Origin of the sequence: Lacrimispora amygdalina, from assembly GCF_900205965.1 — a bacterium.
GTDB classification, from domain to species: domain Bacteria; phylum Bacillota; class Clostridia; order Lachnospirales; family Lachnospiraceae; genus Lacrimispora; species Lacrimispora amygdalina_A.
On the sequence record NZ_OAOF01000004.1, the window covers coordinates 242,411 to 266,769 of the forward strand.

21 protein-coding genes are annotated in these 24,359 nt (G+C 44.0%); 4 read left to right on the forward strand and 17 right to left on the reverse strand.

Annotation, left to right across the window (positions count from 1 at the left end; genetic code table 11):
* The 5 genes from CRO04_RS07950 to CRO04_RS07970 all read right to left on the reverse strand — a co-directional run bounded on the left by CRO04_RS07950 (position 1) and on the right by CRO04_RS07970 (position 4,688).
* Complete coding sequence (locus CRO04_RS07950; RefSeq protein ID WP_097003700.1) at positions 1 to 549, reverse strand: ANTAR domain-containing protein; 549 nt, start codon at positions 547 to 549, stop codon at positions 1 to 3.
* 42 nt (positions 550 to 591) lie between these two features.
* Positions 592 to 1,929, reverse strand: coding sequence for a glutamine synthetase family protein (locus tag CRO04_RS07955; protein ID WP_097003701.1), 1,338 nt, complete (start codon positions 1,927 to 1,929; stop codon positions 592 to 594).
* A gap of 233 nt (positions 1,930 to 2,162) precedes the next feature.
* Positions 2,163 to 4,028: a heavy metal translocating P-type ATPase gene (locus tag CRO04_RS07960; protein ID WP_097003702.1), complete on the reverse strand. Its 1,866-nt coding sequence runs from the start codon at positions 4,026 to 4,028 to the stop codon at positions 2,163 to 2,165.
* 15 nt (positions 4,029 to 4,043) lie between these two features.
* Positions 4,044 to 4,268, reverse strand: coding sequence for a cation transporter (locus CRO04_RS07965; RefSeq protein WP_097003703.1), 225 nt, complete (start codon positions 4,266 to 4,268; stop codon positions 4,044 to 4,046).
* Positions 4,269 to 4,304: 36 nt separating this feature from the next.
* Complete coding sequence (locus CRO04_RS07970; RefSeq protein ID WP_097003704.1) at positions 4,305 to 4,688, reverse strand: ArsR/SmtB family transcription factor; 384 nt, start codon at positions 4,686 to 4,688, stop codon at positions 4,305 to 4,307.
* Between the two features lie 362 nt (positions 4,689 to 5,050).
* Between CRO04_RS07970 and CRO04_RS07975 the strand changes: the two genes are divergently transcribed.
* Genes CRO04_RS07975 through CRO04_RS07985 form a run of 3 tightly spaced genes read left to right on the forward strand, consistent with a single transcriptional unit; the run spans position 5,051 to position 7,462 of the window.
* Positions 5,051 to 5,851: an ABC transporter ATP-binding protein gene (locus CRO04_RS07975; RefSeq protein WP_097003705.1), complete on the forward strand. Its 801-nt coding sequence runs from the start codon at positions 5,051 to 5,053 to the stop codon at positions 5,849 to 5,851.
* A gap of 9 nt (positions 5,852 to 5,860) precedes the next feature.
* Positions 5,861 to 6,664: an ABC transporter permease gene (locus CRO04_RS07980; protein ID WP_097003706.1), complete on the forward strand. Its 804-nt coding sequence runs from the start codon at positions 5,861 to 5,863 to the stop codon at positions 6,662 to 6,664.
* A 12-nt stretch (positions 6,665 to 6,676) separates the two neighbouring features.
* Positions 6,677 to 7,462 carry an ABC transporter permease gene (locus CRO04_RS07985; protein ID WP_097003707.1) on the forward strand — a complete coding sequence of 262 codons (786 nt, stop codon included), beginning with the start codon at positions 6,677 to 6,679 and terminating at the stop codon, positions 7,460 to 7,462.
* Between the two features lie 79 nt (positions 7,463 to 7,541).
* Here CRO04_RS07985 and CRO04_RS07990 read toward each other — a convergent pair whose 3' ends face one another.
* From CRO04_RS07990 to CRO04_RS08030, 9 genes are all read right to left on the reverse strand, one after another.
* On the reverse strand, positions 7,542 to 7,931 hold the full coding sequence (locus CRO04_RS07990; protein ID WP_097003708.1) for a NifB/NifX family molybdenum-iron cluster-binding protein: 390 nt from the start codon (positions 7,929 to 7,931) through the stop codon (positions 7,542 to 7,544).
* 58 nt (positions 7,932 to 7,989) lie between these two features.
* Complete coding sequence (locus CRO04_RS07995; RefSeq protein ID WP_097003709.1) at positions 7,990 to 9,357, reverse strand: MATE family efflux transporter; 1,368 nt, start codon at positions 9,355 to 9,357, stop codon at positions 7,990 to 7,992.
* 11 nt (positions 9,358 to 9,368) lie between these two features.
* On the reverse strand, positions 9,369 to 10,328 hold the full coding sequence (locus CRO04_RS08000; RefSeq protein ID WP_097003710.1) for a glycoside hydrolase family 25 protein: 960 nt from the start codon (positions 10,326 to 10,328) through the stop codon (positions 9,369 to 9,371).
* A gap of 12 nt (positions 10,329 to 10,340) precedes the next feature.
* Entirely contained in the window at positions 10,341 to 11,483 is a 1,143-nt protein-coding gene (gene ytvI / locus CRO04_RS08005) for a sporulation integral membrane protein YtvI (protein WP_097003711.1), read from the reverse strand.
* 42 nt (positions 11,484 to 11,525) lie between these two features.
* The gene (gene hisC, locus CRO04_RS08010; protein WP_097003712.1) at positions 11,526 to 12,581 is read right to left on the reverse strand and encodes a histidinol-phosphate transaminase; all 1,056 of its coding nucleotides are present in this window, start codon (positions 12,579 to 12,581) and stop codon (positions 11,526 to 11,528) included.
* Positions 12,578 to 13,786, reverse strand: a complete 1,209-nt coding sequence (locus tag CRO04_RS08015) for a pyridoxal phosphate-dependent aminotransferase (protein WP_097003713.1) — start codon at positions 13,784 to 13,786, stop codon at positions 12,578 to 12,580. Before CRO04_RS08015 ends, hisC begins: the two co-directional genes overlap by 4 nt.
* A 76-nt stretch (positions 13,787 to 13,862) precedes the next feature.
* Positions 13,863 to 17,675: an EAL domain-containing protein gene (locus CRO04_RS08020; protein WP_097003714.1), complete on the reverse strand. Its 3,813-nt coding sequence runs from the start codon at positions 17,673 to 17,675 to the stop codon at positions 13,863 to 13,865.
* 345 nt (positions 17,676 to 18,020) lie between these two features.
* Positions 18,021 to 18,881, reverse strand: coding sequence for a diaminopimelate epimerase (gene dapF / locus CRO04_RS08025; RefSeq protein WP_097003715.1), 861 nt, complete (start codon positions 18,879 to 18,881; stop codon positions 18,021 to 18,023).
* A 2-nt stretch (positions 18,882 to 18,883) separates the two neighbouring features.
* The gene (locus tag CRO04_RS08030) at positions 18,884 to 19,900 is read right to left on the reverse strand and encodes a D-alanine--D-alanine ligase family protein (RefSeq protein ID WP_097003716.1); all 1,017 of its coding nucleotides are present in this window, start codon (positions 19,898 to 19,900) and stop codon (positions 18,884 to 18,886) included.
* Between the two features lie 138 nt (positions 19,901 to 20,038).
* Between CRO04_RS08030 and CRO04_RS08035 the strand changes: the two genes are divergently transcribed.
* Positions 20,039 to 20,908, forward strand: a complete 870-nt coding sequence (locus CRO04_RS08035) for an AraC family transcriptional regulator (RefSeq protein ID WP_097003717.1) — start codon at positions 20,039 to 20,041, stop codon at positions 20,906 to 20,908.
* A 44-nt stretch (positions 20,909 to 20,952) separates the two neighbouring features.
* Here the strand turns inward: CRO04_RS08035 and CRO04_RS08040 are convergent, their stop codons facing one another.
* From CRO04_RS08040 to CRO04_RS08050, 3 genes are all read right to left on the reverse strand, one after another.
* Positions 20,953 to 22,245 (reverse strand): O-antigen polymerase, encoded by a 1,293-nt coding sequence (locus CRO04_RS08040; RefSeq protein WP_097003718.1) that lies wholly within the window; start codon positions 22,243 to 22,245, stop codon positions 20,953 to 20,955.
* A 101-nt stretch (positions 22,246 to 22,346) separates the two neighbouring features.
* Positions 22,347 to 24,062 (reverse strand): phosphoenolpyruvate--protein phosphotransferase, encoded by a 1,716-nt coding sequence (gene ptsP, locus CRO04_RS08045; RefSeq protein WP_097003719.1) that lies wholly within the window; start codon positions 24,060 to 24,062, stop codon positions 22,347 to 22,349.
* Between the two features lie 32 nt (positions 24,063 to 24,094).
* The gene (locus CRO04_RS08050) at positions 24,095 to 24,358 is read right to left on the reverse strand and encodes an HPr family phosphocarrier protein (RefSeq protein WP_097003720.1); all 264 of its coding nucleotides are present in this window, start codon (positions 24,356 to 24,358) and stop codon (positions 24,095 to 24,097) included.
* Between the last annotated feature and the right edge of the window lies 1 nt (position 24,359).

Genomic DNA, 24,359 nt, shown 5'->3' on the forward strand with positions numbered 1-24,359 from the left:
TTAAATATCAATAAGACTCATAATCATCTGGGCGGTTTCCACCATGTTGGTGCCGCTGTCCATGCTGCATTTTTGAATATACCGGTGTGCTTCCGATTCTGTCATATGATTCCGCTCCATCAACAATTCTTTCGCCTGTTTGATCAGTTCCAGTTCTTCGCTGCTTCTCTCCTTTGGCTGGCTCTTTAATTTTTTCCGCCTTTTTGCCATGGACTCCATCATCATCTCCAGAGTGCTTAAAAGATCCTGAACCTTTAACGGCAGCCCAAGACAGACTATATCATCCGGTGCTCTGCCGCTCCACTGACTGGGAGATGCGACTAAAAGCATCCTCATTCCATTCGGAAGACAATCATAAATCTCCTGATACACCATATCTGCAAATCTGCCGCCGCAGACTACAATTCCGCCGCCCAGTTCATCCGCGCTGTTTACTGCCTGGGCACCCGAGGTGCAGACTGCCGAGACCGTAAAACCGTTCTTCATCAATATATTCTTTATATTTTTCGCATCCTCAGCCTTTGAAAATGCTACAATCACATTGGTCAAACACTCTCACCTCCAGATAACAGTATCAGGGTACAGGAACTATTAATACTTGTATAAGTATTCTTCCACTTCCCAGTCTGTTACCTGTGCACGGAACATCCTCCATTCGGCATCCTTGGCTTCTAAATATTTGGTATGAATGTGTTCGCCCAGTACTTCCTTCATAAACGCATCCTTACGGAATGCCTCAATCGCCTCACCCAGTGTTTCCGGAAGCTGTTCAATTCCTTTTAAAGCCATCTCCTCCACAGACATGGAACCTCCGTTGAAGTCCACATTCTCAGGCGGAGTCATCTTCTTTTCAATTCCGTCAAGACCTGCTGCCAGACAGGCGGCAAGAGCCAGATAAGGGTTGACTGCCGAGTCAGGACTGCGCAGTTCAATACGCGTACTTTCCCCTCTTGCGCAGGGGATTTTAATAAGAGAGCTGCGGTTTGACTTGGCAGACCATGCGATATAAACCGGGGCATCATAACCGGGCATCAGACGTTTATAGGAATTAACCAGAGGATTGGTTAATATTGCCATACCCTTCATATGGTAAAGGATCCCTGCCATAAACTGATATGCGGTCTGGCTTAACCCCAGCTCATCATCCTTGTCTTCAAACATATTTCTGCCTGCCAGATCCGAAAGGGACATATTAATGTGCATTCCGGAACCATTGACTCCCGCTTTTGGTTTGGGCATAAAAGTAGCGTGAAGTCCATGGCGCTTGGCAATGGCCTTCACTGCCATCTTAAATGTCATTATATTGTCGGCTGTCACCATACCTTCCGCATACTGAAAATCAATCTCATGCTGGCCCGGCGCAATCTCGTGATGAGATGCTTCAATCATAAATCCCATCTCTTCCAGAGTGAGAATCATATCTCTGCGGACATTCTCCGCCTGGTCAATGGGAGCCACATCGAAATAACCGGCCATTTCATGGGTTTCAGTCGTAGGAAGTCCCTCTTCATCCATATGGAAAAGAAAGAATTCGCATTCCGGACCTGCATGAAAAACATAACCCATATCACTTGCTTTTTTCAACACCTTTTTAAGTACAAACCTGGGATCTCCTTCAAAAGGAGTCTGGTCGGGACAATGGACATCACACATCAGCCTTGCAACCTTGCCCTGCTGGGGACGCCATGGAAATATCTCAAAGGTATCCAGATCCGGATACAGATACATATCAGATTCTTCGCTTCTTACAAAGCCTTCAATGGAAGAACCGTCAAACATACAGCGGTTTTCCAGCGCCTTTCCCAACATATTCTTTGTGATTGCCACATTTTTCAGCATGCCGAATATATCCGTAAACTGAAGACGGATAAATTCCACATCTTCTTCTTCCACAATGCGGAAAATATCTTCTTTGCTATACTTGCTCATAAAACACTCTCCTTTTCTCATGATTGAATAAAGAGCCCCGGCTATATCGGGACTCTCCGCCACTTATGCGATCCTTGCGGAGCGTCTCTGCTCTATGGGGAACGGTCGTTCCTTCAGAAAATAATACCAGAAAAAAGGGTGGGCAAACACAGCCTCACTACAATGGACCATCTTCGCACCACCCCGTCATATGTGTAAAATATAACAGCTGGAAAAAAATTTGTCAATGTTTTTTAACTTTTGTTCTGATAACGGAGTGCCCGGACCGCATTTAAAATAGCAAGTACGGATACACCTACATCACCGAAAACAGCCGCCCACATTGTGGCCAGGCCTGCTGCCGACAGAATTAAGATCAGCACCTTCACGCCTATGGCAAAAATAATATTCTGTTTTACAATGGCAACGGTTTTTCTGGCAATCCGTATGGTATCAACCAGCCGGGTAAGCTCGTCAGTCATGATTACCACATCAGCGGCTTCAACAGCTGCATCGGATCCGATCTGACCCATGGCAATACCCACATCTGCACGGGCAAGAACCGGTGCATCGTTGATTCCGTCTCCCACAAATGCCAGCGCTGCATCTTTATGCTTCTTAGCCAGCAGCTCTTCCACTTTTCCTACCTTATCGCCAGGAAGAAGACCACCATGTACCTCATCAAGCCCAAGCTTCTCACCTACAAGCTTTCCTACTTCCGGTTTATCTCCGGTAAGCATCACAAGCTTTTTCACTCCTGCTGCCCTTAAGCCCTTCAGTGCGTCAGGCACGTCTTCCCTGATTGTATCTGAAATAGTCACAGAACCAAGATACGTGTTCCCGTCTGCTATATAAAGCGTTGTTCCTTCTGCCGGATCGCTTCCGCTTACCGTGATTTTCTGCTGCTCCATGAGTCTTGCATTCCCGATATAAAGTTCTCGTTCCATATTCTGTACAGAAACGGTTGTTTTTACTCCAAGTCCTGCAAGCTCTTTCGCTTCACCTACTTTTGACTGATCCAGTGGTTTCTTATAAGCTTCTTTTACAGATTGGGCAATTGGGTGGTTGGAATGAAACTCCCCATATGCAGCCAGTTCAAGAAGCTCCTCCTTCGTTCCTGTCAGAGGATCCACACTGGTAACCTGGAATTTTCCTGTAGTCAGTGTTCCTGTTTTATCAAATACCACTGTATCAAGATCAGCCATTGCTTCCAGATAGTTGCTGCCCTTTAAAAGTATACCCTGGCCGGAAGCAGCTCCCAATCCTCCAAAGAAGCTAAGTGGTACGGATATTACCAGAGCGCAGGGACAGGATACAACTAAAAAGCTGCATGCACGGTAAATCCAGGTTCCCCAGTCTCCGGTAAAAAGCGGCGGAATCACGGCAAGCAAAAGAGCAAGCACTACGACAACAGGAGTATAGATCCGAGCAAATCTGGTGATGAAATTCTCAGCCCTGGCTTTCCTGGAACTGGCATTTTCCACCAGCTCCAGAATTTTGGCTACGGTAGAATCATCAAACAGTCTGGTTACCCGAACCTCCAGAACACCATTTAAATTGATGGAACCACTGATAACCGGTTCCTGTTCCTTAATCTCCACAGGCATGGATTCACCGGTCAGAGCCTTGGTATCAAGGCTGCTGCTGCCTTTTACCACAATTCCGTCAAGCGGCACCTTCTCACCCGGCTTTACTATAATGATGTCATCAACGGCCACTTCATAGGGATCAACCTTTTCCTCCGTTCCATCGCGAAGCAGATTCGCGTATTCCGGATTTATATCCATAAGATCTGTTATGGATTTTCTCGATCTGTTCACTGCATAATCATTAAATAATTCACCCACCTGATAAAACAGCATAACGCCGACAGCTTCTTCCAGTGCACCGATTCCAATGGCTCCGAAGGTGGCCACAGACATCAGAAAATTTTCATCAAAAAACTGGCCGTTTCTTATATTTCTCAGTGCTCTTAAGGGAATATCATAGCCTGCAGCAAGATAAGAGATAATAAATAAGATCCAATACCCGTATACGCTTCCCTCCAATGCCATGGCAAGAGCAAAAAACAGCGCACTGATGAACAGCCGGATTCCCATAATTTTCTGTTTTTTTGTCATAACTGCTCCTTTTGCTTACCGAAGAACTTTGAAATCAGCTTCCGGCTCAATTTTATTTGCTGTTTTTCTGGCTGCTTCTATAATCTCATCCACTCTTTCCTCTTCCACTTCCATGGTTAATCTCTGAGTCATAAAGCTTAATGACGCATGTTCGACGCCACTTAATTTTTTCACCTCATCTTCAATTTTAGCCGCACAGTTTGCACAGCAAAGACCCTCTAATTTAATTATCTTTTTCATTTTCATCTTCTCCTTTTATTTTAAATGGCTGATTTATTACTCGCTGATGTGTTCCATACCCTGAGCCAGGATGGTCTCTATATGACCGTCTGCCAGAGAATAGAAAACCGTCTTTCCTTCTCTTTTAAACTTTACCAGGCGCATCTGCTTTAATATCCTGAGCTGGTGGGAAATCGCCGATTGCCCCATCTGCAGCAGATTTGCAATATCACAGACACACATCTGTGACTGGCTGAGAACATAGAGAATTCTGACTCTTGTGGGATCTCCGAATATTTTAAAAAAATCAGCAAGATCCATCAGCTGCTGCTCTTTGGGCATGGCTTTCAGGACCTGATTCACAACATTCTCATGAACGCAGATAAAATCACACTGGTCAAACTCACCATCCTGAATGACCCGTTTCTCTTCTTCTGCCATCTGGAACCTCCTTATATATTATTATATGAATATCTGTTCATATGTTTATATTATCATCTTTATATCATTTGTCAAGTACCTTTTGACAGGCTATTGACAGTTTTTTCCTGCAATGATAGAATATAAGTCCTTTTCCACATCTAAACACACATCTCAAATTCAGGAAAAGAGAATATTGATACCACGGTAGAGTCCCCGGAACATTATTCCGGAGAGCTGTGCTGGCATTTTTGCCTGCACTGACCGCTTGGAAAGATATTAGGACGTTCTGACCAGTTATGACAGACCACCTACCTTTAAGGCAGGAGCTGCCCGCTGCAGGAATGACACGTTCACAAATATTACTGCCAGGAGGAATTTATATGATTCAAGTGGAACACATGAACAAGACTTTTAAAGTCGCAAGAAGAAGTGCCGGATTTTCCAATGCGGTAAAGGCGCTTTTTCACAAGGAGACCGACACGGTCCATGCTCTTTCAGACATCTCCTTTCACATAGGAGACGGAGAGATGGTAGGTTATATCGGTCCCAATGGAGCCGGGAAAAGCTCCACTATAAAAATTCTTAGCGGAATTCTGACACCGGACAGCGGAACCTGCCAGATCAATGGCCGGATTCCATGGAAAGACCGGAAGGAACACGTAAAGGACATCGGCGTCGTGTTCGGGCAGCGTACCCAGCTATGGTGGGACGTTCCTGTTATTGATTCCTTTGAACTGCTCCGCGACATCTACGACATCCCCAGACACCAATACTTAATTACCCTGGAAGAACTCACCCAGCTTCTTGCTTTAGAAGAGATCATAAAGACTCCTGCAAGACAGCTTTCACTGGGGCAGCGCATGCGCTGTGAAATTGCAGCATCTCTTCTCCATACCCCGAAGATCCTCTTTCTTGATGAGCCCACCATTGGACTTGATGCAGTTTCCAAGCTTGCAGTCCGGGATTTTATCAGAAAATTAAACCGGATCCATAAAACCACGGTTCTTCTTACCACTCACGATATGCAGGACATCGACGCCCTTGCAGACAGGGTTTTGCTGATCGGAAAAGGACGGCTGCTTTTGGACGGAACTCTTTCAGATTTAAAATCCCGCTGTGAACCACCATGTGCCACCTTAGATGAGATTGTTGCATCCCTTTACCGGGAATTTCACATATAGGAGGGCAGGATGAAAAAATACTGGTCTTTTTTCCGCATTCGTTTTATCAGGGGACTTCAGTACCGCACTGCCGCTCTGTCCGGCATGGTGACACAGTTTGTATGGGGAGCTATGGAAATCCTTTTATTTAAAGCCTTCTATGAAGCGTCTCCGGAAAGCTTCCCCATGACCTTTGAAGCACTTTCCACGTATGTGTGGCTTCAGCAGGCATTTCTGGCATTATATATGGTCTGGTTCTGGGAATCGGAGCTTTTTAATTCCATTACAACCGGAGATGTGGCCTATGAGTTATGCAGGCCGGTCCGCCTTTATCATATGTGGTTTGTAAGGGGACTGGCAGTCCGCCTTTCAAAAGCAGTGCTGCGCTGTATGCCCATCCTCATTGTCTCCTCGTTTCTCCCAGCTCCCTACGGGCTTACGCTGCCAGGGGATATGACAACCTGGGGAATCACTCTTTTGTCCATGACACTGGGACTGCTGCTCATCGTGGCTTTCAACATGATTGTATATATGTCCGCGTTTTACACCGTATCCTCACAGGGTATGAAACTGGTCATCACCTCTTTAGCGGAATTTTTAGGCGGCGCTGTCATACCCATTCCCTTTCTTCCCGGACAGGTACGGATAATAGTGGAACTTCTGCCCTTCGCTTCTGCACAGAATGTGCCTTTCAGGATCTTTGGCGGTGATTTAGCAGGACCTGATCTGTACAGCAGCTTAATAAAACAGGTATTCTGGCTGCTTGCATTTGTGCTCATCGGAAGTTTTATGGAAAAACGGGCACTGAAACGAATTGTCATACAGGGAGGCTGAAAGGAGGATTTCATGAATTTAATCAGGCTTTACGTTAATTTTTTTCTCATGCACTTAAAAAGCATGATGCAGCACAAGGTTTCATTTTTCATGACTTTAACGGGACAGTTTTTAATCTCCTTTAATATCTTTTTAGGCGTTTACTTTATGATGACCCGCTTCCACCAGGTAAAGGGCTTTTCTTACAGTGAAGTGCTGCTTTGCTTTTCCATAACTTTAATGGCCTTCACACTGGCAGAAACCATATTCCGGAGTCTGGATACCTTTGAGACCATTATTGGAAACGGAGAGTTTGACCGTATTCTCCTCCGGCCAATAAACAGCCTCTTTCTGGTTCTGTGCAGCAAGATCGAATTAACCCGCTTCGGCCGCCTTCTTCAGGCTGTTGTCATGCTGGTTTATGGGGTTTCTTCCAGCTCCATAGTCTGGACTCCACTCCGCTGCCTCCTTGTAGTGCTCATGATTCTTGGAGGAATCTGTGTCTTTGCTGCCATCTACTTAATTTTTGCATGCTTATGCTTTTTTACCCTGGAAGGGCTGGAATTTATGAATGTATTTACAGACGGAGCAAGGGAATACGGGAAATATCCCATTGGTATTTATGGTAAAAATGTGCTTTTTATCTGCACTTATCTGGTACCCTTTGCCTTGTTCCAGTATTATCCCCTGCTATATCTCACAGGTAAATCAGATAATTCCTGGTATCTATTGCTGCCGCTGTGCTGTGCTCTGTTTCTGATCCCAGCATTCCTATTATGGAATTTAGGGTTGAGACACTACCAGTCCACCGGTTCCTGACAATATAAAATGCATCCGTTCAGACCTGTTACGGCTGATACGGATGCATTACCATCTCTGTCTTTTTTCAATTATAGAACTAGTGTCCGCAGGACTCTCCATGATTGCCGCATTCATGCTCTTCGCTTCCCTCATGATGATGATCGCAAAGAGTATCCGGATCAAACTTAAGATTTCCTGACAGCAGAGAATTCACTGCCTCATCTGCATTCCCTTCTACTCCAGGATATAGTTTAATACCTGCATCAGATAAAGCATTTCTTGCTCCTGCGCCAATGCCTCCGCAGATCAGAGTTTTTACACCCAGATTAGTCAAAAAGCCTGCCAGAGCACCATGTCCATCTCCGTTGGTATCTGTGATTTCCTGTGATACCACTTTTTTATCTTCCACCTCATAGATTTTAAACTGTGTGGTTTGTCCAAAATGCTGAAAAACATCTCCTCTGTCATAAGTAACCGCAATCTTCATAGCGTAACCTCCTGTTTATTATTCAATCGCTCTTAAGGATATCATAGAATCATTTTGGTCATATGTCAATAAATTCTGTCCTGTTATTAATAATTCGCCCGAATGATTTTGTAAATACCAGCATGGACACAGTTACGCTGATAAAATCTGATATGGGTTCCGTATAAAAAACATAACTGACACCCAGCCATGCGGGCAGGGCTGCTGCCCCAAGAAGGAAAATCGTTTTTCGGAACATAGACAGGGAAATTGCTGCTTTTGCAGCTCCCATACCTGTAAATCCATCTACAATTACATACTGAAGTGCCAGCGGGATAATTCCCATGGTATAAATCTTTATTCCACGGACAGTTTCAGCCACATAGGATTGGTCTTGTGTGAAAATATGTACAAAAAACTGGGGAACCGTATGGGCAAACAGGAACATGACAGACGTAAATCCAATCGCAAGAAGCGCAATACAACGCTCTGCCTGCCTGATCTTCTCCGGTCTGCCCGCACCCAGGTTATAGCCAAGGATTGTCTGGGTTCCTGTTGTAATGCCGCCCAGGGGCATGGTTACCATCAGCATGAAACTCTGTACAATGGTCATACAGGTTAAAAGTCTCTCTGCGCTGCCCTCCCCGCCATAATGCATGATTACCTTATTCAGTGATATAATCAGCACATTGTCAAATGCAATAATAAGAAAGGGAGAAAGGCCAAGCGTAAGAATTCTCTTTATAACTTCCAGGTCATAGCCCTCAAAGGCAATCGTTACCGGCAACACTTTTCCAAAAAGGAACCGGAGTACATAAATACAGGAAATGAGCTGGGATATTACAGTTGCAATGGCAGCTCCTTTTACCCCCAGTCCGAGCCCGAAGATAAACAGAGGATCCAGGATAATATTGCTTATGGCTCCCCACAGCACCGCCTTCATCCCTGTTTTAGAATATCCCTGACATACAATAAATGGATTCAGACCTGTACAAAGCAGCGTAAATACGGTTCCTGCAAGATATATGGACAGGTATTGGTCTGCATAAGGGAATATGGTTTCACCTGCACCGAACCACAGGAGAATACGGTCCTTAAGCAAGAATGATCCCGTCATAATGAAGAGTGAAAAGACCAGTAAAAACATAAAACAATTGGCAAGAATCTGACTGGCTGCCCTCTTATTTTTTTCTCCCAGCCGGATACTCATAAGGGGAGCGCCTCCTGCACCCACTAAAAAAGCTACAGAAGAAATCAGGGTTACAACCGGACCGCAGATTCCAACTCCTGCCAGAGCAGATTCCCCAATCTCAGGGATGTTCCCTATATACATGCGGTCTACAATGCTATATAAAACACTGACAAATTGAGCCAGCATGGAGGGAACCGCAAGCCTCCATACCAGCCCTTTTATATGATCTGAATTTAAATCGTTTTCTGTTTTCACTGATAACTCCGTTATTTTGTCTGATTTGTAATTTCTCCTTTGGAATCGAACGTATAGGAGACTCCGTCGATCACCATCGTCTGATCATGAATCACTTTACCGTCCGGATCAAGATAATACCATTTTCCATCTGCCTGAATCCAGCCGGTTTGTTTTTCAAAGTTTTTCATGTAATACCGCTCACCGTCAATGGTTTTAAAGCCATCCCCGGGAATAAGAGAATCGTAGTCTGCAAAAGACAATTCAATAGTAACATCACCTTCAATGCCTTCCACCCTTCCCTTGTCCGTGCACTGCCAGATGGTTCTGTTCTGGCAATCATTAACAGTTCCGTATCTGGCATACCAGACATCATAGGGAATCTGGCTCATATCTATATGAAAAGACAGCCATTTATTGTTTGCGTAAACCATTGGGCGGTAACCGGCATCTGCAATTGTCTTGCAGAATGCATTAATGTTATCCGTAATCTGCTGTCTGGTCAGCTTATTATCAAGAAGATACTGTGATTCTACGTCATAAGCAATGGGGTAAGAGATCCGGTAATCCCTGATCTGGCGCAGCACATACTTAGCTTCTTCCACTGCAGTCTGGGTATCAAGAGCCTGGGAATAGAAAAACACACCGGTTCTGATCCCGTTTTCCGATGCATGCTTCATATTTTCCTTAAAATAAGGGTCCATATCATTGAGGTAACCAATCCGCACCATGGCAAACGAAACTCCATCCTCCGCTACCCGCTTCCAGTCGATTCCTCCATTGGCCTCATTCTGTCTGTTCTGGTATTTCGTTACGGTTATTCCTTTTTTTAAAGCACCTGTTATAACATTCCCGGATGCATCGATGTATTGTCCGTTTTCCAATTTCCAGGCTTGTGCTGAAAAGCCATCTAAAGGGGTTGCAAATGCCTCAGAAGCCATAAGACAGGCAACCAGATACGCGGCAATCCGAAATCTTATGTTTTTTTTCATTGTTTCCTCCAATTACTTCTTTTTATCTGTTTCATCCTCTTTTCGGAATGCATCAAGATCGTGGATCAGGGTTTTTAAGCTATACAGAAACCGGTCAAATGCACCGAATTTATATAGATTAATCAGCAGCATACCGATAGGAACAGCCAGAATCATGCCTGCGATCCCACTTATTTTAAAGCCCAGATACAAGAATAATAATGTCATCAGCGGGTCCAGCCCCATGGTATCTCCAACGATCTTTGGCTGTATAATCTGCCTTAAAACCAGAGTCAGAACGTAAATCACAATCAGCCCCACTCCAAAGGCATATTCACCGGAAACAATCCGAAGAATGGCCCATGGAATCAGGATGGTTCCTGTTCCAAGTATCGGAAGGAAATCCAGCAGTGCAATAATCACTGCTATTAAAAGCGCATACTTCACTCCCAGAACCAGGAAACCGGCTGCCAAAACACCTGCGATGACAAACATGATTTTAAACTGAGCCAGGAAATAACCTCCCACCAGATGCTTTACGTCTTTTTTCAGATAATCGTAATATCTTGAAAATCCCCTTGGCAGATACCGTCTCAGAAAGGTAAGAATCTTATCCCGGTCCACAATAAAGATATAAGAAGAAAATATGGTTACTACGATGTAAACCAGTGCTGCCGGAATGCTTTTTACTACATTTCCTGCAGCCATAAATGTGGGCGATGCAATTTTCTGCACCATTACATTTAAATATTCTCCGATATGTGTGATAAACAAATTAACGGAACTCTGAATTCCGTCAGGAAGAAAGCGCAGCAGATCTTCCGCAGCCAAAAGGATCTTCTGAACCTCAACCCAGGCTGAATCATAGTAAAAAGGGATGTCCTTTACAAATCCTGCTGCTTCAGAAATCAGCTTGGTTATAAGAAAATAAAAAGCCGCAATAATCAAAGCCAGTACTGCTACCACAATCAGTACAGAACTGTGCTTTCTCACAATCCTCAGTCGTTTTTCCAGCAGACGTACCAGCGGGTTTGCGATTACTGAAATCACCCATCCGATTACGAATGGCAGAAAAAAATTCAGTAATCTGGGTCCCCACACACAGATGAAATAAAAGAAAACAATAGGGATTATAATATTTAATATGATCCTGCAATATTTTTTAACCGTATCCATGCTTATCTCCTGCCTTTACCATACCCCAAAAAGCCCATACCTTTATGTTAGAAATTTCTCCAGGAAATCATAAAGCTGTTTCATCTCTTCATCTGTCCCTATGGTAATCCTTAAATACGAATCCAGCCTGGGCTGTTTAAAATAACGGACAAAGATCTGCTTTTCCTTTAAAGCCAGGTAAATCTCCTCTGCACTCTTCTCCTTATGGCTGGCAAAAATAAAATTTGCCATGGAATCAGGAAATGTAAAACCAAGTTTACTGAGGCGTTCCTTCGCACTCTCCCTTGTTGAAATGATTTTATCCAGAGTCTCTTTAAAATAACGGTCATCCTTTACCGCTGCTGCTCCCAAAATCTGGGAAGGCATATTCATGGTATAGGAATTATAAGAATATTTCACATCATTTAACGCACGAATCAGTTCCCGGTTACCCATGGCATAGCCGATGCGCATTCCCGCCATAGAGCGGGATTTACTGAACGTCTGAACTACAAGAAGATTTTCATACTTTTTTATCAGCCCTGCCGCACTGACTCCACCAAAGTCGATATAAGCCTCATCTACAATCACAACCGATTCCTGATTATGGGCGATAATATCTTCTACTTCACTTAATGGCATCAATACGCCTGTGGGCGCATTGGGGTTTGGGAATATGATACCCCCATTTTCCCGGTAATAATCTTGTTTATTAATAAGGAAGTCCTTATCTAGTGCAGGTGTTGTATAGGGAATCTGAAAAAGCTCTGCCCATACCTCATAAAAAGAATAGGTCACATCGGGAAACAGGACCGGTTTTTGCGAATTAAAAAAAGTCAGAAACGCCATGGCTATCACATCATCGGAACCAACCCCCACAAAAATCTCATCTTCCCCAATCTGATAATATTCACAAAGAGCCTCTGTCAGAACAGAGGATGCCGGATCCGGATATTTTCGAAACAGCCCGTAATCCATCTCATCCATGGCCTTTTTAACGAAAGGGGAGGGAGGATATGGATTCTCGTTGGTATTCAGTTTAATCAGATGTTCTCCCTTGGGCTGCTCTCCCGGAACATAAGGTGTCACTCTGCGTATATTTGTCTGCCATGGTTTCATCTTAAGTCCTCCTCACCGGCTGTCAGCCCGTATTCCCGGGCAATCTGTTTAAAGGCCGGCAGAGAGCGCTCAATCTGCTCATAGGATACGCAATAAGCAATCCGCGCATAGCCGGGACAGGCAAAGGCACTTCCCTGAACCAAAAGAACACGATGCTTTTTACAACGTTCACAGAACTTCCGGTCATCCTCAGGAGTTTTTATGAACAGATAAAATGCACCTTCCGGTTTAATACACTGAAAACCATATTCTCTCAGGCTGTTGTATAATAGTTCCCGGTTTCTGTTGTAAGCAGACAAGTTTACCTTTTCATCCACGCAGCGCAGAATTACTCTCTGCATCAGCGACGGGGCATTGACACAGCCGAGTACACGGTTGGAGATGGATGCTGCTGCAATCACAGCCTTAGAATCCTCCACTTCATCCGGAATTACCAGGTATCCGATTCTCTCCCCTGGAAGAGACAATGATTTACTGTATGAATAGCAGACGACTGTATTCCGGTAAAACAGCGTCACATAGGGAACCTTAACACCGTCATAGGCCAGTTCCCGGTAAGGCTCATCTGAAATTAAAAGAATGGATATACCATATTCTTTCTCTTTTCGTTCCAGAATCTCTCCGATCTCCCTAAGGGTCTCTGAAGAATAAACCACCCCTGTGGGATTATTTGGAGTATTTATAATCACAGCCTTGGTTTTCTTCGTTATTGCGCATTCCAATTCCATAAGGTTTGGCTGAAATGTTTCTGTATTGGGCGGAATCACAGTAAGAACGCCGTCATAATTGCGTACGTAAGAACCATATTCCATAAAATAGGGAGCAAATACAATTACTTCGTCACCAGGATCCAGAATAGTTTTTAGAATCACATTCAAACCGCTGGCTGCACCTACAGTCATAAGGAGATTGTCTCCACGAAAATGAGTCCCGAAACGCCGGTTTATGGAGCTTGCAATGCCTTCTCTGACATCCTCAAAGCCTGCGTTGCTCATATATCCATGAACCATCGTTGATTCTTCTTCGTTAATAATATCAATGATTGCCTGTTTCACTGCTTCCGGAGCAGGTACATTGGGATTACCGAGGCTGAAATCATAAACATTTTCTGCACCAAATTGTGCAGCCATCTTTTTTCCTTCTTCAAACATGGCGCGGATGGCGGAATTGTTTTCTACAAGGGGTCTCATCTTGTCTGCTATCATATCATCAATCCTTCCTTTATCCTGAAATGGTTTACGTGGATTATAACACATATAAAAATGGAGGTCTATTCTTAATTTACAATTCCTGATCGGTACTTAAATCTGTTTTCCTCAGGGAAGCCCTGACTCTTTCGTAACATTCATCGAAGTCTTCATCCTGAACCCGGATCACCGTCAGCCCTGCCCTTACAGGCAGCAGCATCTTTGACACCCGGCTCATCATCTGATATCTTAATTCCTTTAATATTCGCCTGCATTTTACGATCATATCTTCTTCTCTGATATTACGGCACAAAATCAAAATCTCATACTCCCCGTCAAGGCATATGATGTCTTCTTCTCTGAAAAACCGCTTCATGAACAATGCCTGTTCAAGAAACGACGGTCTTACCGACTCCATCAAGGCAGAATCTATGTTATCATGATTGAACGAGAACAGCATAAGACCTGAAGTTAAAAATCTGTGGCGGGACAGATAATTCTGCATTCTTCCTACTGCAGCCTCACGGTTCTGGAAAAATCTTACACCTCCAGGCAGCATCGGAGTTCTGCACTCTTCCACCTGGCTGTACAGTTCACCCAGCTCCTCAATATCCATCATAACTCCATAAAAAAAGCTGTCCCCGGATTTTACCGATAATCTGGAATGGCAGAGAATCCATTTGTAACCATTGCGTGTCAGGATCCGGTACTCCACGCCTTTTAAGCTCTCAGCCGGACTTACAGTCTCCGTCATGAGTCTTATTTTTTCCCTATCACCCGGGTGTATCATGTTTAAAAGCCGGTTCTGGAACAGTTCACCCAGATCCTCACTGCTGTAGCCAAGTATTTCAAGGAAGCGCGGACTGGTATACAAAAACTCCATATCCTCTGATTTTCTGCAGCGGTAATACCCTCCAAGCATTCCGGAGCTTAAAAACTCCAGCTCATCATTCTTAAAACGAAGGGTTCTGTTGGCTTCCTGAAGCCTCTTCTGTGCCAGTACCGTATCGTTTATATCCATACAGGCACTTACAATTGCAAATCTTCCGTCTTCTGCCTGTACTACCCTGCCTTTTGCTGTCATCCACAGCCAGGTTCCATCTCTTTTCTTCATGCGGTGGCGGAAGTTATATTCCATCCCTGGTGTCATAAAACGCAGCATATGTCCCTGTATCATATTTAAATCTTCCGGATGCAGGAGATTTCGACCTAGCCCATTCGTATCCCTGGCAAATTCCTCATAGGAGTCATAATTGAGAATACGAAGCATCTCATTATTGGCAAAATATAAAGGAAGTTCCTTTTCACAGTAAACTCCGATCAGGCCTCCTGGTGCCATCTGGGCAAAAATTGCACTTGCAGCCCATTGATTCTCTTCTGCAATGTTATTAAATGAGATGTTCTTTCCTGCAATTTGCAATACATCTCTTAGCATGTTCTGGGAATCTTTCAGCTTCTGCCTCTGTTCCATCTGCTCTGTTGCGTCACTTACCGCCCCATAGTAAAGGCGGTGGTCATCCTGTTCCCGTAAGAAGAATACACGCAGATGCACCCACATCAGTTCTCCGCTGTTGCGGTAGCGCCGGAATGTACCTTCTGCTCCCTGCAGTGGGTTTTTGTAGGCTTCTTCAAAAATATTTAACACCCAGTCCATGTCGTCTCTGTAAACTTTGTTTAACACGTACCGTTTCCGCTCTTCCATATCAATGGGATTGTCTCCGGTTATCCGGTAATATTCCTCATTTACCCGAAGAATCTCGCAACGATCCTCAAAGATCTCATATAAGGCGATGGCACCAAGCATATTATTGAGCATGGCTTCACTGATGATATTCTCATTAAATAAATCTTCCAGTTTTAACTGCTTTAACTGCCGTGCCTGGATCCCACGGTAATCTAAATTGTTATCTTCCTCCAGAAGCTTTTCCATTACTTCCACAGGAAGTGGTTCGTGGTAATAAAAGCCTTGTCCGTAAATACATCCGATGTTGATGAGGAAATCCACCTGTTCCTTTTCTTCCACACCCTCTGCAATGACCTTTAACTGCATGACTCTGGCCATCCGGACAATGGTCTCCAAAATTCCCATTCCTCTGCCTTTGCTGTTTTCATTCATATCCAGGAATTTGGTATCAATCTTGATAACATCCACATTCACATCTTTTAACATGTTTAAAGAGGAATATCCGCTGCCAAAATCATCCATAAACACAGGGAAGCCGGCCCTGCGCAAATCCTCCACCACTTTCCGGATCAAATCGTAATCTTCTGCATATGCACTTTCCGTAATCTCAATTTCCAGATATTTCGGATCTATGTCATAACGGCTTACCAGCTGTCTGAACTTTTCCACCACGTCAATGGCATAGATATCCATGCGTGACATGTTGACAGATATGGGGATCGGCCTTCGGCCTGCTTTCTTCCAGGCACTTAGCTGTTTGCACACAAGCTCCCAGATATACACGTCCAGATATGTAATAAAACCGTTGTGTTCCAACAGCGGAATAAACTCCCCGGGGGCTATAAGACCTCTCTTTGGGTGCTTCCACCGGACTAAGGATTCCAGACCGATAATCTTGCCAGTCAGCATATTGCACTGTGGCTGGGCATAAAATATGAATTCCTTTTTCTCAAGAGCACGCTGAATCTCTGAAAGCAGAACCTGATCACTTTCCATCTTGCGCTTCATTCCCGGATCATACCAGCCCACCCGCTTTGTATAATTCCCTTTAACAGAATTAAGTGCTATGGCCGCCCGGTCATACATCATACTGACCGGAAGGCTTAAATCCTCCACGCGGTATACGCCAAAAGCGGGCATAAACCCTGCGTTGCCGCCATACTGCTTGGCATATATGTTTATTACATCCTCCAGTTCCTCCAGCACGGATAACTCATCAGGAATGAGAATAACAAAATCATCTCCGCCCATATAGCCGGCAACAGATGTATAAAATTTCTGAATCTCTTTTAAGTAATCACCGATTCGTATTAAGAAACGGTCCCCTTCTTCTTCCCCATACCATTCATTAAAAAGTTTAAAATGCTCAATATCAATGGCGACCATAAAAAACCCGGTGCAGTCAGTTTGCCTAAGCAGCTGGCCAGCCTTATCAAAAAACGGCCCATAGCGATAAAGACCGGTCATGGAATCCGTCTCTTCTCTTATCTCTCTGAGCCGCTTTTCCTCTTCTTCATCCTTTTTCTTTCTCTCATCAATGTCCTGGATATAACACATAATGATGGTATCCTGATCTTCACCGCAGCGGAAAAGAACCAGTATCAGGTTAATCCAGCAATAACCGTCCCCTGGAGTCTTTTTTCGAAACTCACCCTTTAATACCCTTCCGCTCTCATTTAGCCGGTCAGCCATTGAGGAAATATCCCAAAATTCCTCAAATCTCTGCCTTTCTTCCGGATGAACCATAATATTCAATGCTTCCTTGAGAATCTGATCCAGCCGGCCCGCTAAAGGAGACAGCTCCAGCTTTTCGTCATCATGAAACAGGACCTTATAAGTATTCGCAAACAAATTCAGTTCAATCAATCCGTCATATACCGTAGATTCGGTAAGATGATAGAATAAATTTTTACTCTTTTCATTCACAGGCCGGGACATGATAAGTCTGCAGCTTCCACTGCCCGGCCAGTCAATCAGACCGGATGTTACAGCCATCCAGACCTGAGAATCCATATTATAAAAAATTACAGGACTGCTGGTCTCCTCCAGCCAGGGACAGTCCGTACAGGGAGCCGATTTTACCCCTATTCCCTGATAGCAGTACATTCCTACCTGTAAATTCGGATAATATAATTTTGCCATATCATTGAGATATACAATCTTGTAATTCTGGTCAATTATGTAAATACCAGCTTCTCCGTTTTCACACGACATACGCTTCATAAGCTCCCGCCTCTCCTGCAATATATCTTTCATGCAGTAACTAAATTAAGGTATATTATAGTATGAAAATGCCGTTTTCGTCAACACGTTAACAATATACCGTAATAGAATTTTTATACATATACAAATCATAATTATTCATTTTTTACTGATAAACGAACTGGACCCAGCTTTAAATTCCGGAAAGTGTGATAATCACAGGGTTTAATATGCAAAGAAATTTACTTATATTATTAATAAAATATTTTTATCCGGACAAAACAAAAAAGCATGACTTACCACCGCATCAGCCGCGGGATTACTCCTTAAGCTTTCTGCGGATAGCTGTCATGCCAAAACAATCTTTTACTGCAGTGCCTTTACCTGTTCTGCAAATTCATGGGATAATGTAAATCTTCCCACATAACCGACTTCTCCTGTCATGAGAACACTGTAATCCTCTTTAATTTCCACTTCCAGGACTCCGCCTGGCATATGAACATACATCTTAGGATCTGTCAGTCCCATGCGGTATGCAGCTCCTGCAGCTGCACAACCGCTGGTCCCGGATGCAAGGGTATATCCGGCACCTCTTTCATAGATCTCTATCTCAATATTTGTACGGTCCAGCACTTTTAAAAGCTGGGTATTAATCCTTTCCGGGAAATATTCCGCATTTTCAGAATGCTTTCCAATCCGGCATACCAGATCTTTAGAGATATCATTTAACCAGATTACGCAATGAGGATTTCCAATATTTACACAGGTAACACGGTATGGAATGCTTCCAAACAGCATGGTTTCATTTAAAACCTCCCGTCTCGGACCTGTAACAGGAATCTCATCACTGTAAAAACTGAGTTTTCCCATGGAAACCTTAATTCTGGTTCCTTCTTCATTTAAGTACTGAATGGTTTGTTCTCCGCTTAATGTGGTGACTACGAATTTATTCTTCTGGACATAACCGGCATCCTTTAGATACTTTCCAAATATACGGACTCCGTTCCCGCTTATCTCTGCTTCACTTCCGTCAGGATTTAAGATCTTTACTTCCAGCTTATCCTGCCCCAGTATGGGGCCTACCAAAAGGCCGTCTGAGCCTACCCCAAAGTTCCGGTCACAGATGAGTCTGATATTCTCCTTTGTCAGCCGGCATTCATTCTTGTTGGGATCAAAAATCAGATAATCGTTTCCCAGACCATGATATTTTTCCAAAGTAATGTTCATTTTTATACCCCTTTCCCGTGCTTCACAATCGTGTCACACAGTTCATTATAAGATATTCCTGCAGCTGCTGCCTCCTGGGGAAGTAAGCTGTAAGGTGTCATTCCCGGTAATGTATTTGCTTCCAGACAATATAGGGTGCCATCCTCTGCCATCATAAAATCCACTCTGGAGTAATATCCAAGCCCAAGAGTTTTATGTACTCTTAAAGCCAGATCAGCCAGATAGCCAGCTTCCCCCTCCGACAGGGATGCAGGGCAGATTTCCTCTGTCTTCCCAGGCTGGTATTTATTCTCATAATCATAGAAACCACATTTGGGTCTGATCTCAATAGCAGGAAGAGCTGTCCCTCCCAGAATCCCTACAGAAAACTCTCTGCCTGAAATTTTTGCCTCTGCAAGTATGGCTGATTCACAGGTAAATGCAGCCTCAACTGCCTTTTTCCACTGGTCCTCTGATTCAACGATTGAAACGCCTACACTGGATCCACAGCCGCACGGTTTAACAACACAGGGGATTTTAAAAGGCTCCGCATATGATCCCTTTTCGTAAAGTCTCCAGTCCGGAGTGGGAATATTCGCATCCCTCATCAAAAGCTTTGCCAGGTGTTTATCCATCGCCTTTAAGCACCCTTCGTATCCGGTTCCGGTAAATGGGATCCCGTATCCGTCAAGAACTGCCTGAATCTGCCCGTTTTCACCTGCTCCTCCGTGAAGTGCCAGAAAAACCGTCTCCGCCTGCATACACGCTTCCATTACCCGGCTGCCCAGAATCCCGTTATGGCTGCCGTCCCGTTTCAACTTTTCTAAATCCGGAGCACTTTTTCCAATATGCCCGGTAAATGTTTCTCCGTCTTTCAGGCTTACAAACCGGATCTCTTCCCCATCAGGGATTCCCAGATAGGAATCCACAAGACATACTTCATGTCCCTGTTCCATCAGTGCGTTTGTAATCATGGCACCCGATGATAAAGAAACCTCCCGTTCCGGGCTGTATCCGCCCGCCAGTACCGCTATTTTCATCGTTCATTCCTTTTCATTATTATTTGATTGATACTTACTATTATAAGCAGCACAATCCATCATTTCTATTCATATAATGCTTTATATATTGCAAAAAGTGTTGTATTATAAAAATGAGAGGAGGTGTAATCAGCCATAATGAATAACTATGAAAAGCGGGGATATCTAAACAGCAATTTTAAGCTGTTTCATCTTCTCGATGAAGGAAACCAGAACTACGAATACCATTATCATGATTTTGATAAAATTATTATTTTTATTCAGGGATCTGTGACATACCGGATTGAAGGCTGTGCATATTCCCTTGAGCCGTATGACATCATCTTAGTAAACCAGAACGACATACATAAACCAGACATTGCTTCACATACTCCTTACGAGAGAATCATCGTCTATCTTTCTCCTGGATTCCTGCATGCATACCAGTCCGAGACATATGATTTAAGTGCATGTTTCCAAAAATCCAAAGAGCTCCATTCTCATGTTCTGAGGATCCATTCCATGGAGAAAAGCAGCCTGTACCAGACCCTGGCCAACTTAGAATATGCCTGCACCCACGACGGCTATGCAAAAGATTTATACTGTCAGGTCGTCTTTCTGGAATTTATGATCCAGTTAAACCGTGCCTCATTGACAAACCGGGTCCAGTATCTGCCCCCTTCCACCGGTGATGCCAGAATCTTAAGCATGATGGATTATATTAACAGCCATCTGACGGATGATATGACAGTGGACTCCATTGCAGAAGCATTTTTCATCAGCCGCTACCATCTGATGCATCTTTTTAAAGCTGAAACCGGGTATACACTCTTCGATTATATTACAGAAAAACGGCTTCTACTTGCAAGAGAACGCATTAGAACCGGTAATTCGGTTACGGAAGTATGCTTCTCCTGCGGATTTAAAAATTATTCCACCTTTTCAAGAGCTTACAAAAATAAGTTCCGCATCTCTCCCTCTGAAACCTTAAAAGAGGACACCATTCTGCTTTCCTATATAGCTGAATAAAAAAAGCGCATGAAAACGGCGTTAAACCGGATCCATGCGCAAAACTATTCATGCCTTCCATTATTCTTCCAGGAACAGAAAATATATAAGCCGCCAGTCAATACCAAATAAAACCAGGTTGCAGGATTGCTGAACCAGGTTGTAAAAAATGACAGAATCAAATACATGGCAAACTGGGCATAAAACAGATAACCAATGGGATTTCTTACCCGCTTTATCAACCGCATCAGGAAAAATGCAGCGGCTCCCAGGATACAGCTGAACAAAAGAACTCCAATGATGCCAAAATCATAAAACGAATCATAAAACAGAGTGACTGTTGTCAGCTCTTCCTTTGTTACATAAATAGGGAAATCCACCAAAGCAGGCACCAGGAACTTAAGTCCGGATAATGCCCACAAAGGAAACAGCATTCTAAGTCCGAACGTATGAGATGGAAGCCATTCCACCAGGCAGTTGAAATTATCGTAATTATTGGCAATATACATGTAAGGCTGCGTGATAAAAATCGGCATCTGACTATATTTCATCTGAAAAATACCATTTAAATACGTAACATCATGTCCCCTGGCTATGGTAAGAATTACATAGATGGGAATCATACCGGCTAAAAGTCCTGCCCCATATATAATCTTCAGCCTGTGCTCCATTGCAATATAGGTGAGAATAGCCAGACCTACGGCCAGAATCAGCTGAAAGCGGGATACACATAGAACCGGAATCACACAGGCAATGAGATCCATAAGCACTGCCAGGACCAGCCTGATCCCATTCCTTCCCTGTTCAATGGTGAAATACAGCACGGAAAGAGCGGGTACCAGAACACAGGATACAGTGAAATAATGGAGCCCTGTGATGTGAAACGTAGAATATGCATGAGGCATTCCCTTGATAAAAAACGGAATAAATCCAAGAATCGCCGCCTCTGTAAGGAATGCCGCCAAAGACAGTACCGTAGTGATAAGCATCGCCAGAAAAAGCGGTTTTTCATATCCCTTAAAGCTGAACCAGCTGGACCGCTGTCCTCCTGACGCTCCCTGCGTTCTGATCAGAAACTCATACGTCCCCCAGAAACCTAAGTATGCCAGCAGAAAGCAAAGCCAGGTAATGATACTCCAGTCGGATGACAGTTCTGACAGCTTTAAGCATGCAATTCCCTGTCCTCCTACCCAGAATAAGGAAAATAATCCCCGTAAATGAATGATATTCTCCGTTCTCCGGTAATCGCACCAGTAGAGAAAGAGTGCTGCAAGCACGAGAATCAATCCGGAAAGCCAGTAATAACCGGCTCTTGCAAATAGATAAGATGCTGCATAACTGATCAGATAAACGCTCATTGTAACATATCCCCTTTTGTAAATAATCACCTTTTACCCTTTTTTTGAAAAAATGCAGCCGCCTTCATGGCAACAGCTGCATTCTTTCTATCATCAGTCTATTATGAACGGCTGATAAAATCTTTCATATAATCTTCCACTTCTTTTACAGTTGCAAAGGACATGGCCGTATCGGCAACTTCCTTAAGCTCCTGTGTGCTGTAACCTGTAATCAGCTTTCTCGCATTTAAGATTGCAGATGCACTCATACTGAACTCATTTAAACCAAACGCAAGAAGAAGCGGTATTAACATTGGATCGCTTGCGGCTTCTCCGCACATACCTACCATTATTCCTTCTTTTCTTCCGCATTCAATCACATGGCGGATGCTTCTTAAGACAGCCGGATTAAGCGGTGAGTAAAGATAGGATACCTTGTCGTTGCCCCGGTCTACAGACATGGTGTACTGTGTCAGATCGTTGGTTCCGATACTGAAGAAATCAACCTCTTTGGCAAATACATCTGCCATCAGGGAGGCTGCTGCTGTTTCCACCATAATTCCAACCTGGATATCTTTTTTATAAGCAATGGATTTCTCATCCAGTTCTTTCTTAATCTCATCTACGAAAGCTTTCGCTTCCCGATACTCTTCCAGACAGGTTACCATAGGTACCATAATCCGGATATTGCCAAATGCACTGGCTCTTAAAAGTGCACGAATCTGAGGACGGTATACATCTTCCTTCCGGTCCAGGCAGAATCGGATGGCGCGATATCCAAGGAACGGATTCTCGTCCTTTTCAAGGCCCATATAAGGGATCTCTTTGTCTCCGCCGATATCCAGAGTACGGATAATAACCGGTTTCCCATTCATGGCAGCCGCTACCTTGCGGTAAGCCTCAAACTGTTCGTCTTCCGTCGGCATGCTTGAACGATCCATAAAAAGAAATTCCGTCCGGAACAGACCAATGCCTTCTCCGTCATATTGAAGAACCTTCTCCACATCTTCAGGCTTACCGATATTGGCAACCAGTTCGATGGTTACACCATCTTTGGTGACAGTTGGCTTTCCGATGTATTGCTCCAGTTCCTTCTTTTCTTTTAAGAACGCATCTCGTTTCGCTGTGTATTCTTCCCTTACTGCCTGATCCGGGTCTGCAAAAACCACTCCCTCGGATCCATCCAGTATCAGTTGTGTACCATCTGAGATCTGGCTCATGAAGCCATCCACTGCAACCACTGCAGGGATTTCTAAGGCTCTGGCAAGAATGGCGCTGTGTGATGTCTTACCGCCCAGCTCGGTTACGATACCGGTTACGTTTATAGGATTGATTCCTGCTGTCATAGACGGTGTTAAGTCCCTTGCAACCAGGATACTTCCTGCAGGAAGAGATCCGATGTCCACGGAACTGACTCCCAGAAGAATCTTCTGCATACGGGTTTTAATATCACGCATATCCGTAGCCCGCTGCTGCATCAGTTCATCTCCCATGGAGGCAAACATATCAGCATACGTATTGCATACGGTCTCTATAGCATATTCACTGTTAACCGCCTCACCGGAGATGGTATTTTCGATTTCACCGACCAGCATGGGGTCAGAAAGCAGCAGCAGATGTCCATTAAGAATCTCAGCTTCCTTTTCTCCGACTCTTGTGGCAAGATCTTTTGCCAGAGCATCGGTTTCCTCCATGGTCTGGTTTAAAGCCTTCTGAAAACGGGCTTTTTCCGCATCCACATCTGTGATTGTGTCTTTCTTAATCTTCAGTTCTGTCTCTTCTACGATGATGGCCTTCCCAATTCCAACTCCCGCAGATGCGCTTGTTCCTTTAAACATAAAGTCCTCCTTATTAATTAAAATGAAAAAATCTATTCACCAAGGCCCCCCTCAACAGCCTTGATCATGGTCGCCAGAGCTTCCTCTTCGTCTGCTCCCTCACAGACAAAGGTGATTTCATCGCCGCTTTTTACGCAGGCACCCAACACACTAAGTACACTTTTGGCATTGGCAGTGGTGTTCTTAAAACGAAAACTCACTGTTGAATTAAAGTTCATGGCTTCCCTACAAAGAATCCCCGCCGGCCTCAAGTGCAGACCGGTAGGATTCTTTATAACAACATTAGCACTGACCATA

Bases quoted from the DNA above. Each gene is read 5' to 3' on its own strand.
- CRO04_RS07955 (WP_097003701.1), bottom strand. From the start codon at position 1,929: ATGAGCAAGTATAGCAAAGAAGATATTTTCCGCATTGTGGAAGAAGAA.
- CRO04_RS07960 (WP_097003702.1), bottom strand. From the start codon at position 4,028: ATGACAAAAAAACAGAAAATTATGGGAATCCGGCTGTTCATCAGTGCG.
- CRO04_RS07965 (WP_097003703.1), bottom strand. From the start codon at position 4,268: ATGAAAAAGATAATTAAATTAGAGGGTCTTTGCTGTGCAAACTGTGCG.
- CRO04_RS07970 (WP_097003704.1), bottom strand. From the start codon at position 4,688: ATGGCAGAAGAAGAGAAACGGGTCATTCAGGATGGTGAGTTTGACCAG.
- CRO04_RS07975 (WP_097003705.1), top strand. From the start codon at position 5,051: ATGATTCAAGTGGAACACATGAACAAGACTTTTAAAGTCGCAAGAAGA.
- CRO04_RS07980 (WP_097003706.1), top strand. From the start codon at position 5,861: ATGAAAAAATACTGGTCTTTTTTCCGCATTCGTTTTATCAGGGGACTT.
- CRO04_RS07985 (WP_097003707.1), top strand. From the start codon at position 6,677: ATGAATTTAATCAGGCTTTACGTTAATTTTTTTCTCATGCACTTAAAA.
- CRO04_RS07990 (WP_097003708.1), bottom strand. From the start codon at position 7,931: ATGAAGATTGCGGTTACTTATGACAGAGGAGATGTTTTTCAGCATTTT.
- CRO04_RS08000 (WP_097003710.1), bottom strand. From the start codon at position 10,328: ATGAAAAAAAACATAAGATTTCGGATTGCCGCGTATCTGGTTGCCTGT.
- ytvI (WP_097003711.1), bottom strand. From the start codon at position 11,483: ATGGATACGGTTAAAAAATATTGCAGGATCATATTAAATATTATAATC.
- hisC (WP_097003712.1), bottom strand. From the start codon at position 12,581: ATGAAACCATGGCAGACAAATATACGCAGAGTGACACCTTATGTTCCG.
- CRO04_RS08015 (WP_097003713.1), bottom strand. From the start codon at position 13,786: ATGATAGCAGACAAGATGAGACCCCTTGTAGAAAACAATTCCGCCATC.
- CRO04_RS08020 (WP_097003714.1), bottom strand. From the start codon at position 17,675: ATGAAGCGTATGTCGTGTGAAAACGGAGAAGCTGGTATTTACATAATT.
- dapF (WP_097003715.1), bottom strand. From the start codon at position 18,881: ATGAACATTACTTTGGAAAAATATCATGGTCTGGGAAACGATTATCTG.
- CRO04_RS08030 (WP_097003716.1), bottom strand. From the start codon at position 19,900: ATGAAAATAGCGGTACTGGCGGGCGGATACAGCCCGGAACGGGAGGTT.
- CRO04_RS08035 (WP_097003717.1), top strand. From the start codon at position 20,039: ATGAATAACTATGAAAAGCGGGGATATCTAAACAGCAATTTTAAGCTG.
- CRO04_RS08040 (WP_097003718.1), bottom strand. From the start codon at position 22,245: ATGAGCGTTTATCTGATCAGTTATGCAGCATCTTATCTATTTGCAAGA.
- ptsP (WP_097003719.1), bottom strand. From the start codon at position 24,062: ATGTTTAAAGGAACAAGCGCATCTGCGGGAGTTGGAATTGGGAAGGCC.
- CRO04_RS08050 (WP_097003720.1), bottom strand. From the start codon at position 24,358: ATGGTCAGTGCTAATGTTGTTATAAAGAATCCTACCGGTCTGCACTTG.